The organism is Citrobacter sp. CK194 (assembly GCF_030333395.1).
Lineage (GTDB): Bacteria > Pseudomonadota > Gammaproteobacteria > Enterobacterales > Enterobacteriaceae > Citrobacter_B > Citrobacter_B koseri.
Map to the genome: position 1 here is coordinate 777,150 of NZ_JAOWGA010000019.1, position 12,473 is coordinate 789,622.

The following is a 12,473-nucleotide window of genomic DNA, read 5'->3' on the forward strand; positions in this document are numbered from 1 at the left end:
AGGCGCTATGACATCATCGCTGCCCACCGGGCAAACGTCATTATTGTTACAGATGACACAGCGCCTCGCGCTGTCTGACGCGCATTTTCGTCGGATATGTCAATTAATCTACCAGCGCGCGGGAATCGTGCTGGCGGACCACAAGCGGGATATGGTTTACAACCGCCTGGTCCGTCGCCTGAGAACGCTGGGGCTGGATGATTTCGGCCGTTATCTCAGCATGCTGGAAGCCAACCAGAACAGCGCTGAGTGGCAGGCTTTTATTAACTCATTGACCACTAACCTGACGGCCTTCTTCCGTGAAGCGCATCACTTCCCGGTACTGGCGGATCACGCGCGTCGCCGCAACGGGGAATACCGTGTGTGGAGCGCGGCGGCCTCTACCGGAGAGGAACCCTACAGCATCGCCATTACGCTGGCGGATGCCTTAGGGATGGCGCCGGGGCGCTGGAAAGTTTTCGCCAGCGATATCGACACCGAAGTGCTGGAAAAGGCGAGAAGCGGGATTTACCGTCAGGACGAGTTGAAAACGCTGTCGCCACAACAGTTGCAGCGTTATTTCATGCGCGGTACAGGCCCGCATGAAGGGCTGGTGCGCGTGCGACAGGAACTGGCTAATTACGTTGAGTTTTCCACCCTTAACCTGCTGGATAAACAGTACAACGTTCCCGGGCCATTCGACGCGATATTTTGCCGTAACGTCATGATCTATTTTGATAAAACAACGCAGCAGGACATTCTGCGTCGTTTTGTTCCACTCCTTAAGCCTGACGGACTGCTGTTTGCGGGTCACTCAGAAAACTTTAGCAACCTCGTGCGCGACTTTAGCCTGCGCGGACAGACGGTGTATGCGCTAAGTAAGGACAAAGCATGAGTAAAATCAGGGTGTTGTCGGTTGACGATTCAGCGCTGATGCGCCAAATCATGACCGAAATTATTAACAGCCATAGCGATATGGAAATGGTGGCGACGGCGCCCGATCCGCTGGTTGCCAGGGATTTAATCAAAAAATATAACCCCGATGTGCTGACGCTGGATGTGGAAATGCCGCGCATGGACGGTCTCGATTTTCTTGAGAAACTGATGCGCCTGCGTCCGATGCCGGTGGTTATGGTCTCCTCTCTGACCGGGAAAGGTTCAGAGGTGACGCTGCGCGCGCTGGAACTGGGGGCGATTGATTTTGTCACCAAGCCCCAGTTGGGCATTCGCGAAGGGATGCTGGCGTACAGCGAGATGATCGCAGAGAAAGTCCGCACCGCGTCACGCGCTCGCCTGGCGGCGCATAAGCCGATGGCTGCGCCTGTGACGCTAAAAGCGGGGCCGCTGCTCAGTTCTGAAAAACTGATCGCGATTGGCGCCTCGACGGGGGGAACTGAGGCCATACGTCATGTGCTGCAACCGCTGCCGCTTTCCAGTCCGGCGGTGATCATCACCCAGCATATGCCGCCCGGTTTTACCCGTTCGTTTGCCGAGCGGTTAAATAAGCTCTGCCAGATTAGCGTGAAAGAGGCGGAAGACGGCGAACGCGTGTTGCCAGGCCATGCCTACATCGCCCCCGGCGACAAGCATATGGAGCTGACGCGCAGCGGGGCGAACTATCAAATCAAAATTCATGACGGGCCGCCGGTTAACCGCCATCGCCCGTCAGTGGATGTGCTGTTTCATTCGGTCGCAAAACATGCGGGGCGCAATGCGGTAGGGGTCATCCTTACCGGCATGGGCAACGATGGCGCGGCCGGAATGTTAGCGATGCACCAGGCTGGCGCCTGGACTATCGCGCAAAATGAAGCAAGTTGTGTGGTGTTCGGCATGCCGCGCGAGGCCATCAATATGGGTGGCGTGAGCGAAGTGGTCGATCTTAGCCAGGTAAGCCAGCAGATGCTGGCGAAAATCAGTGCCGGACAGGCAATACGTATTTAATGAGGAGTATTTTTTTATGGCGGACAAAGAGCTCAGATTTCTGGTTGTGGATGACTTTTCCACCATGCGTCGCATCGTGCGCAACCTGCTAAAAGAGCTGGGTTTCAATAACGTCGAAGAGGCCGAAGATGGCGTTGACGCACTGAACAAATTGCAGGCAAGCGGCTTTGACTTCGTAATTTCTGACTGGAACATGCCCAACATGGACGGTCTGGAACTGCTGAAAACGATTCGCGCTGATGGCGCAATGGCGTCATTGCCGGTGCTGATGGTGACCGCAGAAGCGAAGAAAGAGAACATTATCGCGGCTGCGCAGGCGGGCGCCAGCGGCTATGTGGTGAAACCGTTCACTGCGGCGACGCTGGAAGAGAAACTCAACAAAATCTTTGAGAAACTGGGCATGTGAGGGTCTGAGTATGATGCAACCACAAATTAAACCTGTTGATGAGCATTCAGCAGGGGACATCATTGCGCGCATCGGCAGTCTGACCCGAATGCTGCGTGACAGCCTGCGTGAACTGGGGCTGGATCAGGCGATAGCAGAAGCGGCGGAAGCGATTCCTGACGCGCGCGATCGTCTGGACTATGTTGTACAGATGACGGCGCAGGCGGCGGAACGTGCGCTGAACAGCGTTGAAGCCTCTCAGCCACACCAGGATGAAATGGAGAAGGGCGCAAAAGCGCTGACCAAACGCTGGGATGAGTGGTTCGAAAACCCGATTGAACTCGCCGACGCCCGCGAACTGGTTACGGATACGCGTAAATTCCTCGGTGATGTGCCGGGGCATACCAGCTTCACCAATGCGCAACTGCTGGACATCATGATGGCGCAAGATTTCCAGGATCTCACCGGTCAGGTTATCAAGCGCATGATGGATGTGATCCAGGAGATCGAACGCCAGCTGCTGATGGTATTGCTGGAAAACATCCCTGAGCAAAATTCACGTCCGAAACGCGAGAATGAAAGCCTGCTCAATGGCCCACAGGTCGACACCACCAAAGCCGGCGTTGTCGCCAGCCAGGATCAGGTGGATGACCTGCTGGATAGCCTCGGGTTCTGATGCGGTAAGGTATCCTCAGGTTGTGCCGACAACCTGAGGAACGTTTAGCGCAGATCCATTTTTACCGTCACATTGCCCTCAAATTCGCCGGGTGCTGGCGTTGCGCTGGTCGTGCTCACCGGTGCGGCTTTGATGCGTACCGCGCCGTTACCTTGCTCATCCATCGTCACCGGAAATTCAAAGGTGCCGTCCAGCGCAACATTTTGGTTGTCCTCACTAAAAATTCTCACTCCCAGGTCGTCTCTGCCGAGCATTTTGGCTATCAGGGGATCGCTGCTGTCTACAACCCCCTGGTCGGCGCTGAGCGTTAGCTTGATTCTGTCGGTATTTCCTACGGCGTTGCCGTCGCAGTGGTAAGAGATATCAACGTTTTTCAGGGCGTAGCCTTCAGGAGGCTGACCCCTGGTGACAAACTGTTTACTCACAATTTTCCCCAGATCAACCTCAATGGTGCTTCCGGCATTAATCGTACAGCTCAGCGGGGCAGAGAGTGAGCCACTCAGCCAGATATTTGATACGTGCTGTGCGCTGCCAGCGTCGCAGCTTCCTGAGTCAAAATAGAGACAGGCGTAGTTTTGCACGAGTATCGTTGGGGGAATGACTTCGATACCGAGAATGGGCTTTTTGATATAAAACGTGGCGGCGATAACATTCCATCTGAACGTTCGCTTCGCGGGGGCGGGCGTGCCAGGATGGGTGCTGTCGCTACAGACGCTGGCGGAACCTTCGGTGGGTTTCATTGACTCGATCACTTTCCCCATCGACGACACCGGCGTCGGATACTGGTTAATGCTGATCTGAATCAGGCCGGTACCGTCCAGAGAATTAACGGCATCGCTATAACCTGCAACATCAATATCTATGTTTTCAGTCAGATAACCGTACCCGGCGATACCGGCATTAAGCGGGCTTCCGGCCAGCGTCAATTCCATTATTGCCGTTGATTCAAACACATTGCCAGGGCATGTGCAGTTTGCCTCCATTTCAACGCCGTTCCCGACAATATGCTCATCAAATTTAACAATATTGTTGGCCGTGTTGTCGTTTGCGTTGATTTCGTTGCTGAACGTGACGCTGTAATACTGTGGCGCGGTAAAGCAGTCACGCAGAATGGTCGCGGCCTGGGCTGTTGCGGACGCCATCAGGCAAAGACCTGCTGCGGACAATGAAAGACGTGCGTATTTTCCCATTTTACTTAACATTTTGCGGTTCCTGCTGACAAGTCGCGCTGAGGTAATGGATGCCGGTCGGGCTGACCGTGTGGTGTTCGCTATTCAGCGTGATGTGGGCTGTGCATTGTTGATCCTGTGAATTTCCCCATTTGACGCTTAACTGAACGTCGTCGGCGACCCCGGCCAGGTAGAGCGTGCCCGTATCATCCACGATGCCGCTGATGGCGAGGGCGTCGACCGTCGCCATCGCGCCAAAAGGCACCGTCATGCCATTCGGGCGGGTTAATTTTATGAGCGTGCGATAACCGACATGCGCATCAAAAGCGGCGGAAACGGCGGCATTGCGCGAAGGAATCACCGTCACGGCGGTTTCACTGGTATCAACGTCCTCCGGCAGGCTGCTGGTGTCGACGCGAATCCGGTTTTCCTGATAGGGGCTTAATGACGGGATGATGGCGTTGCCTTGCCAGTCAGTCTGAATGCCGCGCTGGTTTTGGAAGCGTACGCCCGATGCGCCGTTGGCGTTGACGATAGCAAACTGACTGCCTAAAGGCTGAGCCAGCGTGACGCCGTGTGGATGGGCGACAATCGCACCGCTGACGCCGTAACTCAAGCGCTGCGTATCGTCAGAGGAGGTGTAGTAACCCGCATTGAGGTTGGCGTATTGTGAGCGATAGCTACCGTATACGCTGCTGGTGTCTGCGCCGTCATGGTTGGAATGGCTCTGCTGGAAGGCGTAATTCAGGCGTTCATCGTCCAGCAGCGTACCGTTTAACCCGATATTTTGCTGGGTGTAGCCATGCTTGTTATTGCTGATGTTATAGCTGCTCCAGGCCCCCGGTAGCCACTGACTTAACGGCACGCTGAAGCCGAAGGCGATCATCTGGTCGCTCTCTTCGCCGTTGCTTTTGCTGTAGGTATAAGCAAGGTGGATGCTGATATTTTTAATCGTGGTATTCAGGCCCGCCGAAATACTGCGCTCTTTGTAGGCGGTGCCCCAGTAATCCTGCTGATAACCGTTCAGGTAAAGGCTGGCGCCGGACACGTTCTGGCTTATGCTGGCCTGAATCCGGTTGCGTTTGTTAAAGCGAAACAGCAGATCATCTTCATGATCGTCGTACTTTTGATTCGCGTCGGCGAAACTGTAATAACCACGGGTAGAGTAGCGATAGCTGGCCAGCGTAAAGTTCGTCTCCGTGGTGTCAATTTTCCCGGAGTAGAGCAGGCGATAAGACTGGCCGGTGTGCTGAGTGTCATCATCAAGCCGGGTTTTCGCCAGCGTCACATCAGCGGAAAGCGACCCGACGATGCCAAGGGAGAGGCCAGCTCCGCTGTTCATCGCCTGATAATCCTGCGCGGCAGTCACGCCGCCGAACAGCGTGACGCTATTGTTCAGGCCATAAATGAGGCTACCCTGCACGAAGTCCGGTTCATTTTGTTCGCTCCCGCTGTCTGCGCGATAACGACCCGCAGTAACTTCATATTTCATATGCCCAGGACGCTGCATCACGGCGACGCTGGAATAAGGCTGGGTAAAGTGGCGCTCTGTGCCATCGGCCTCTTTTACCGTGACTTCCAGATCGCCGCTGTTGGTCGTGGAATAAAGGTCGTTAATTTCAAATGCGCCCGGCGCGACGTTTTGCTGATAGATGAGATAACCGTTCTGACGTACCGACACTTCGGCGTTGGAGCTGGCGATGCCGCGAATCACCGGCGCGTAGCCGCGCTGGCTGTAAGGCAGCATCTCTTCATCAGAGGCGATATTGACGCCACGGTATTGCAGACTGTCAAAAACGTCGCCCCGGGTGTTGCTTTCTCCCCCGGTAAACTGCGCTTTCAGGGCGTCAATATCGTGCTGCAAATAGGTGTTGATGGTTTCCCAGTGATGGCTGCCGTCAGTGTCGCTCCAGGTGGCGTAATTGCGCAGCCGCCAGCCGCCGATATTGGTGCCGCTGCGCATATTCAGGTACTGGTTAGTGGTGTTGTTTTGCGTGTCGTCCTGGTTTTGTGAACCGGAAAAGGCGTAGTCGACAAAGGCCACGGGGACGCCGTCATCCCAGCGTGACGGATCAATATAGCCTTTACCCGTGCCGGCAATGGCGGCCTGCGGGATGCTAAGGCGCAGCGTCATAACGGAGAAATCAAGCGTTGCCAGCGCCTGTGGGATATACGCGCTCAGCGGTTCAGGCAGTGGCTTCGCCGCATTGAGTGCGGCTAATTCAGGATATTTATCGACCGCCACGCCCCATTTTCTTAGCATATCCGGCGTGAGCTGCGGCGTCAGTTCGCCGCCAGGTGTGCCGAGGTAGGTGATATCCGCATCATCCAGGCGCACATCGTTAATCATGACCCGGGAAGCGTAGACGCCGGGCAATTGCGCACTGGATTTAGAAAATAAGGAAAGATCGATATCCTGCTGCGTCAGCATATTCCCCTCCAGCGCAGAAGGCGAAAAGCGATACTCGCGCGCGTTCGCGACACAGGAAGAGACCAGCAACATACCGCCAAGGCAACGCACCAGCGGGGTGAGTCGCTGACGTAAAAGAGGTGGGCCAAAAGCCATAAGGTGGTTTAATCCCGAGCCAGAGTGACGGTATATTTGTCAGAGGCGTTGCCGTAATCCGTAATACAACGCCAGCTAACGGTGTTTCCCGAGGCGCTTTTCGGCACCGGGATTTGCACGCTGGACCTGGGAGTGACCATATCGGCTTTCTCAAGTCTGGTGTTGCCGAGCAGCAGACTGTCAAAGATGCTGTGAAACGCGCCTTCATTGACCACCGTTAACATTTCGCCGCGACGAACAAAATGCAGGTTCTTGCAGGTCTCGGTGGGCGTACCTTGCAAGCCCTTCGGACGCCAGAACAATTTCAGACGCGTTTTGTAAATCAGACGCAACACGTTTTTATCATCGTCTTCTTTGGCCGTGCCGGGAATTGTGCGCACATTCATGTAGAACAGGGATTCCCGGTCTGTGGGAAGCGCGGTTCCATTCCAGGCAATACGCAGGCTTTGTTCTTTCTGCGGGTCAAGACGGAACAGTGGCGGCGTGACAATAAAAGGTCCACGCGTTTTACCGTCGCCGGTATCGGACCATGACTGGATCAGCCACGGCAGTTCCTTCTCTTTATTGACCAGCGGAAGGGCGACCTCTTTTTTCCCTGCGTCATAAATAATGCGCGTGCGGCCAACCTGAATTCCAGCGGCATGGCTAAATGATGTTAATATTACAGGGAGGCATAATAAAACCTGAGATACAGTACGCATAACCTTAACTTATATTAAGTGGACATATAAAAGCGGGGGAGATAATAGTCCGGGTCCATTTTCGGACTATTATCAGATTCGCCTTCCTGAAATAAATCTGTTAATGCCAGAAGATGCTATGGATTTTATCAATGAGTAAAGTCAGGTTATTAACGATAAAGTATATTTACGGTCATGTCCGCATCGGCCGGGCCCGCAGTGACGGTTTGCGCGAATGATTTATAACGGGCATTGAAATTCGCCTGAACAGAGTCGCCCGTCAGAGTGGGTAATTCGATAAACACCTGTCCTTCTCCACCATCCATTGTAATGAGTTGCGTGTCTTTGTTTTCCGGGCTAACGGCAATACCGACCCCTGTTGCCGCCGTATCTCCGGCGGTAGTGATTTTACTGACATCCAGTAATGTCGAAGAACCTGTCAGGGCGGTTGTCCCGTTAAACGTTAACTGAACGGCGGGCAGACCATCGCTTTTAAGTGGGCAATCCACTAATACAATGGAAAAGGGGGCAAGCGTTGATTCAGTTCCTGGAGTGGAAAAAAGCGAGGTGGGGTAAGTACCTAATGGCACGGTGCTGTTCGTTCCATCATCGCCCTGAATCTCACAACTGGGTTCGATAATTTGTCCTGTGAAGTGAATCGTACCGGCATTCAGTTCGGCGGCGAAGGTTCCCGTTGACGCCAGTGCCAGCAGTGCGCCTGATATAATATGTCCTCTTGCGTTCATAACTGTAGTTCCTTAACGGTGATATCCATGATATGAAATTGTTCAGTTTCAGATGGGGTGAATTTATTGCAAATAGAAAACGGGGTCAATATTAAATTATATCTATATGTGTGAATTTAAAATATATTCTGTGAATCAATGAAGGCTATTATACCGTCAGTGTCGCCTGCTTTCTGTGCATAAATATTGTAATAAAGTATTTTTTCTCTGGTGAAAAGATAAATTGAAGAAATGAAAACCAGGTAATATATTTTAAAGACTTCTTTAATCTTGATGGCAGAAGGCGAAATTAACCTCCGTAATACAGGTTTATATAAATGCTCATTGTATTTTATGTCAATGAAATGTGATCCCACTTCCCTTATTCCGAAAATAAGACGCCTGACTGGCAGAGAAAATCCGCTTGCTGACAAACAAGACAAAAAGAGGGCGTTATGGGGGCTATTCCGCCTATTGACTGCGGCGTGTTCTGGCATGATCGATGCAACGTAATGGCAGCAGGCGTATGCAGTGGCAGAAGAGAGCGACGACGACAAAACAGAAGCCCCCACACCCCACCGACTTGAAAAAGCGCGGGAGGAAGGGCAAGTCCCCCGATCGAAGGAGTTGACCTCACTGCTGATTTTGCTGGTGGGCGTTTGCATTATCTGGATCGGCGGTGAGTCGCTGGCGCGTCGCCTGGCGGGGATGTTGTCGGCTGGGCTGCGTTTCGATCACCGCATGGTGAACGACCCCAATTTGATCCTCGGGCAGATTATTTTGCTGATTAAAGAGGCGATGATTGCGTTGCTGCCGCTCATCACCGGCGTTGTGCTGGTCGCGCTGATCTCGCCGGTCATGCTCGGCGGCCTGATTTTCAGCGGTAAATCACTGCAACCCAAATTTTCAAAACTGAATCCGCTATCGGGGATTAAACGCATGTTCTCCGCTCAGACCGGCGCGGAACTGCTGAAAGCAATTCTGAAATCGACGCTGGTGGGAAGCGTGGCGGGATTTTATCTCTGGCATCACTGGCCGGAGATGATGCGCCTGATGGCGGAATCTCCGGTTACGGCGATGGGCAACGCGCTTGATTTAGTCGGGCTGTGCGCGCTTCTGGTTGTGCTGGGCGTGATTCCGATGGTGGCGTTTGACGTCGTCTTCCAGATCTTCAGCCACCTGAAGAAACTGCGGATGTCGCGTAAAGATATTCGCGATGAATTTAAAGAGAGTGAAGGCGATCCGCACATCAAAGGGAAAATTCGCCAGATGCAGCGTGCGGCTGCGCAGCGGCGCATGATGGAAGATGTGCCCAAAGCGGATGTCATCGTGACTAACCCGACGCATTACTCGGTTGCGTTGCAGTACGACGAAAACAAAATGAGTGCGCCAAAAGTGGTCGCCAAAGGCGCGGGACTGGTGGCGCTGCGCATTCGCGAAATCGGCGCGGAACATCGGGTGCCGACCTTAGAAGCGCCCCCGCTGGCGCGCGCCTTGTATCGGCATGCTGAAATTGGTCAGCAAATCCCCGGCCAGCTCTATGCCGCAGTGGCAGAAGTGCTGGCATGGGTATGGCAGCTCAAACGCTGGCGTCTTGCCGGCGGACAACGTCCTCCACAACCTGAAAATCTTCCTGTGCCTGAAGCACTGGATTTTATGAACGAGAAGAATACTGATGGCTAATCTGGTCGCGATGCTGCGCCTGCCCAGCAACCTGAAATCCACGCAATGGCAAATTCTTGCCGGGCCGATCCTTATCCTGCTGATTTTGTCGATGATGGTGCTGCCGCTGCCCGCCTTCATCCTCGACCTGCTGTTCACCTTTAATATCGCGCTGTCGATCATGGTGCTGTTGGTGGCGATGTTCACCCAGCGCACGCTGGAATTTGCCGCATTCCCGACAATATTGCTTTTCACCACGCTGTTGCGCCTGGCGCTGAACGTGGCGTCAACCCGTATCATCCTGATGGAAGGGCATACCGGCGCAGCGGCGGCGGGGAAGGTGGTCGAGGCGTTTGGTCACTTCCTGGTCGGCGGCAACTTTGCGATCGGTATCGTGGTGTTCGTCATTCTCGTCATCATCAACTTTATGGTTATCACCAAGGGCGCCGGGCGTATCGCGGAAGTGGGCGCGCGTTTTGTGCTGGACGGGATGCCCGGTAAACAGATGGCGATCGACGCCGACCTGAACGCTGGTCTGATTGGCGAAGATGAAGCGAAAAAACGTCGTGCTGAAGTGACGCAGGAAGCGGATTTCTACGGGTCAATGGACGGTGCGAGTAAGTTTGTGCGCGGGGATGCCATCGCCGGTATCTTAATCATGGTCATTAACATCGTGGGCGGCCTGCTGGTGGGGGTTCTGCAACACGGGATGGACATGGGGCACGCGGCGGAAAGTTACACCCTGCTGACGATCGGCGACGGCCTGGTGGCGCAAATCCCGGCGCTGGTGATCTCTACGGCGGCGGGCGTTATCGTCACCCGCGTGAGCACCGACCAGGATGTGGGCGAACAGATGGTGGGGCAACTGTTCAGCAACCCGAGCGTGATGCTGCTCAGCGCATCGGTTCTCGGCCTGCTTGGTCTGGTGCCGGGGATGCCAAACCTGGTGTTCCTGATGTTTACGGCGGCGCTATTGGGCCTTGCCTGGTGGCTGCGCGGGCGTGAACAAAAACCACCGGCAGAGCCGCAGGCCGTCAAGATGCCGGAAAATAATTCAGTAGTTGAAGCCACCTGGAACGATGTACAACTTGAAGATTCGCTGGGCATGGAGGTGGGCTACCGCCTGATCCCGATGGTGGATTTCCAGCAGGACGGCGAACTGCTCGGGCGAATCCGCAGTATTCGTAAAAAGTTTGCCCAGGATATGGGCTTCCTGCCGCCGGTGGTACACATTCGCGACAATATGGACTTACAGCCAGCGCGCTATCGCATTCTGATGAAAGGGGTAGAAATTGGCAGCGGCGACGCCTATCCGGGGCGCTGGCTGGCGATTAACCCTGGCACGGCGGCGGGAACGCTGCCGGGCGAACAGACGGTTGATCCCGCTTTTGGCCTGGACGCCATCTGGATCGAAAGCGCGCTGAAAGAGCAGGCGCAGATTCAGGGCTTCACCGTGGTGGAAGCCAGTACCGTCGTGGCGACGCATCTTAACCACTTGATTGGTCAGTTTGCCGCAGAGTTGTTTGGTCGCCAGGAGGCGCAGCAACTGCTGGATCGCGTATCACAAGAGATGCCAAAGCTGACGGAAGATTTGGTGCCTGGCGTTGTAACGCTCACGACCCTGCATAAAGTGTTGCAGAACCTGCTGGATGAAAAAGTGCCGATCCGTGATATGCGCACAATTCTGGAAACGCTGGCGGAACATGCGCCGTTGCAGAGCGATCCGCATGAATTAACCGCCGTGGTGCGTGTGGCGCTGGGCAGGGCGATTACGCAGCAGTGGTTCCCGGGCAATGACGAAGTGCAGGTGATTGGGCTGGATACTCCGCTGGAGCGCCTGCTGTTGCAGGCGTTACAGGGTGGTGGCGGCCTTGAACCGGGGCTGGCCGATCGCTTGCTGGCGCAAACCCAGGAGGCGCTGTCCCGTCAGGAAATGCTGGGCGCGCCGCCGGTTCTGCTGGTGAACCACGCGCTACGCCCACTGCTGTCGCGCTTTTTACGCCGGAGTTTGCCGCAGCTGGTGGTGTTGTCGAACATGGAGCTTTCTGATAATCGCAACATCCGTATGACGGCGACAATTGGAGGGAAATAATGCGTAAGTTACTCGGTTTATTGTTATTTCCGCTGGCGGTACAGGCCGCCGGAGAAGGGGCATGGCAGGCCAGCAGTATCGGCATTACCCTGAACCATCGTGGGGTGTCGGCGTCGTCTGCTCCATTGTCGTCAGGCCAGCCGGTGTCCGGTTTAATGACGCTGGTCGCCTGGCGCTATGAACTGAATGGCCCGACGCCGGCGGGGCTTCGGGTGCGTTTGTGTTCACAGTCCCGTTGCGTGGAGCTGGACGGACAGAGCGGAACCACCCACGGGTTCGCGAATGTGCCTGCCGCTGAACCGTTGCGCTTCGTGTGGGAGGTGCCGGGCGGCGGGCGACTGATTCCCGCATTAAAAGTGCAGCGTAATCAGGTGATTGTAAACTATCGTTAACTCCCCGCGCCAACAGCAGCCAGCAGACAACGTGCTGGCTGTCTCACAATTTTGACCCCATCTTTTGATTCAATAGAAACGCTGTTTTATAAATCGGTGACGCGCGTTGCCAGACTCTTTGTATTTTTGCCATCTCGTCTGATGGCGTGGCAAAAATGAAAAGGTTTCACTTCCTGTTAGCTTTTACTGTGGCCGTGTAAAAACTC

11 protein-coding genes are annotated in these 12,473 nt (G+C 54.6%); 7 read left to right on the forward strand and 4 right to left on the reverse strand.

Features of this window, described 5'->3' with window-relative positions; translation table 11 throughout:
* Window positions 1–7: 7 nt before the first annotated feature.
* From cheR to cheZ, 4 genes are read left to right on the forward strand one after another with little or no spacing between them, the layout of a single operon-like run.
* Window positions 8–874, forward strand: coding sequence for a protein-glutamate O-methyltransferase CheR (cheR, locus tag OGX80_RS19825; RefSeq protein ID WP_047463139.1), 867 nt, complete (start codon window positions 8–10; stop codon window positions 872–874).
* The gene (gene cheB, locus OGX80_RS19830) at window positions 871–1,920 is read left to right on the forward strand and encodes a protein-glutamate methylesterase/protein glutamine deamidase (RefSeq protein WP_012131966.1); all 1,050 of its coding nucleotides are present in this window, start codon (window positions 871–873) and stop codon (window positions 1,918–1,920) included. Before cheR ends, cheB begins: the two co-directional genes overlap by 4 nt.
* A gap of 16 nt (window positions 1,921–1,936) precedes the next feature.
* The gene (gene cheY, locus OGX80_RS19835; RefSeq protein ID WP_012131967.1) at window positions 1,937–2,326 is read left to right on the forward strand and encodes a chemotaxis response regulator CheY; all 390 of its coding nucleotides are present in this window, start codon (window positions 1,937–1,939) and stop codon (window positions 2,324–2,326) included.
* A gap of 10 nt (window positions 2,327–2,336) precedes the next feature.
* Window positions 2,337–2,981 (forward strand): protein phosphatase CheZ, encoded by a 645-nt coding sequence (gene cheZ / locus OGX80_RS19840; protein WP_012131968.1) that lies wholly within the window; start codon window positions 2,337–2,339, stop codon window positions 2,979–2,981.
* A 44-nt stretch (window positions 2,982–3,025) separates the two neighbouring features.
* Here the strand turns inward: cheZ and OGX80_RS19845 are convergent, their stop codons facing one another.
* The 4 genes from OGX80_RS19845 to OGX80_RS19860 form a co-directional block, all read right to left on the reverse strand.
* Window positions 3,026–4,183 carry a fimbrial protein gene (locus OGX80_RS19845; RefSeq protein WP_219993372.1) on the reverse strand — a complete coding sequence of 386 codons (1,158 nt, stop codon included), beginning with the start codon at window positions 4,181–4,183 and terminating at the stop codon, window positions 3,026–3,028.
* On the reverse strand, window positions 4,173–6,716 hold the full coding sequence (locus OGX80_RS19850; protein ID WP_233644103.1) for a fimbria/pilus outer membrane usher protein: 2,544 nt from the start codon (window positions 6,714–6,716) through the stop codon (window positions 4,173–4,175). Before OGX80_RS19850 ends, OGX80_RS19845 begins: the two co-directional genes overlap by 11 nt.
* An 8-nt stretch (window positions 6,717–6,724) precedes the next feature.
* The gene (locus tag OGX80_RS19855; protein WP_012131972.1) at window positions 6,725–7,417 is read right to left on the reverse strand and encodes a fimbrial biogenesis chaperone; all 693 of its coding nucleotides are present in this window, start codon (window positions 7,415–7,417) and stop codon (window positions 6,725–6,727) included.
* Between the two features lie 149 nt (window positions 7,418–7,566).
* Complete coding sequence (locus OGX80_RS19860) at window positions 7,567–8,142, reverse strand: fimbrial protein (RefSeq protein WP_012131973.1); 576 nt, start codon at window positions 8,140–8,142, stop codon at window positions 7,567–7,569.
* A gap of 510 nt (window positions 8,143–8,652) precedes the next feature.
* On the opposite strand from OGX80_RS19860, the gene flhB reads away from it, so the two are divergent.
* The 3 genes from flhB to flhE are packed head-to-tail and all read left to right on the forward strand — an operon-like array spanning window position 8,653 to window position 12,267.
* Window positions 8,653–9,804, forward strand: coding sequence for a flagellar biosynthesis protein FlhB (flhB, locus tag OGX80_RS19865; RefSeq protein WP_115181529.1), 1,152 nt, complete (start codon window positions 8,653–8,655; stop codon window positions 9,802–9,804).
* Window positions 9,797–11,875, forward strand: a complete 2,079-nt coding sequence (gene flhA / locus OGX80_RS19870; protein ID WP_012131976.1) for a flagellar biosynthesis protein FlhA — start codon at window positions 9,797–9,799, stop codon at window positions 11,873–11,875. Before flhB ends, flhA begins: the two co-directional genes overlap by 8 nt.
* Entirely contained in the window at window positions 11,875–12,267 is a 393-nt protein-coding gene (gene flhE, locus OGX80_RS19875) for a flagellar protein FlhE (RefSeq protein WP_104868534.1), read from the forward strand. The genes flhA and flhE overlap by 1 nt, the downstream gene beginning before the upstream one ends.
* Window positions 12,268–12,473: the final 206 nt, after the last annotated feature.

Coding starts and splice junctions, on each gene's coding strand:
- cheR (WP_047463139.1), top strand. CDS start 8: ATGACATCATCGCTGCCCACCGGGCAAACGTCATTATTGTTACAGATG.
- cheB (WP_012131966.1), top strand. CDS start 871: ATGAGTAAAATCAGGGTGTTGTCGGTTGACGATTCAGCGCTGATGCGC.
- cheY (WP_012131967.1), top strand. CDS start 1,937: ATGGCGGACAAAGAGCTCAGATTTCTGGTTGTGGATGACTTTTCCACC.
- cheZ (WP_012131968.1), top strand. CDS start 2,337: ATGATGCAACCACAAATTAAACCTGTTGATGAGCATTCAGCAGGGGAC.
- OGX80_RS19845 (WP_219993372.1), bottom strand. CDS start 4,183: ATGTTAAGTAAAATGGGAAAATACGCACGTCTTTCATTGTCCGCAGCA.
- OGX80_RS19850 (WP_233644103.1), bottom strand. CDS start 6,716: ATGGCTTTTGGCCCACCTCTTTTACGTCAGCGACTCACCCCGCTGGTG.
- OGX80_RS19855 (WP_012131972.1), bottom strand. CDS start 7,417: ATGCGTACTGTATCTCAGGTTTTATTATGCCTCCCTGTAATATTAACA.
- OGX80_RS19860 (WP_012131973.1), bottom strand. CDS start 8,142: ATGAACGCAAGAGGACATATTATATCAGGCGCACTGCTGGCACTGGCG.
- flhA (WP_012131976.1), top strand. CDS start 9,797: ATGGCTAATCTGGTCGCGATGCTGCGCCTGCCCAGCAACCTGAAATCC.
- flhE (WP_104868534.1), top strand. CDS start 11,875: ATGCGTAAGTTACTCGGTTTATTGTTATTTCCGCTGGCGGTACAGGCC.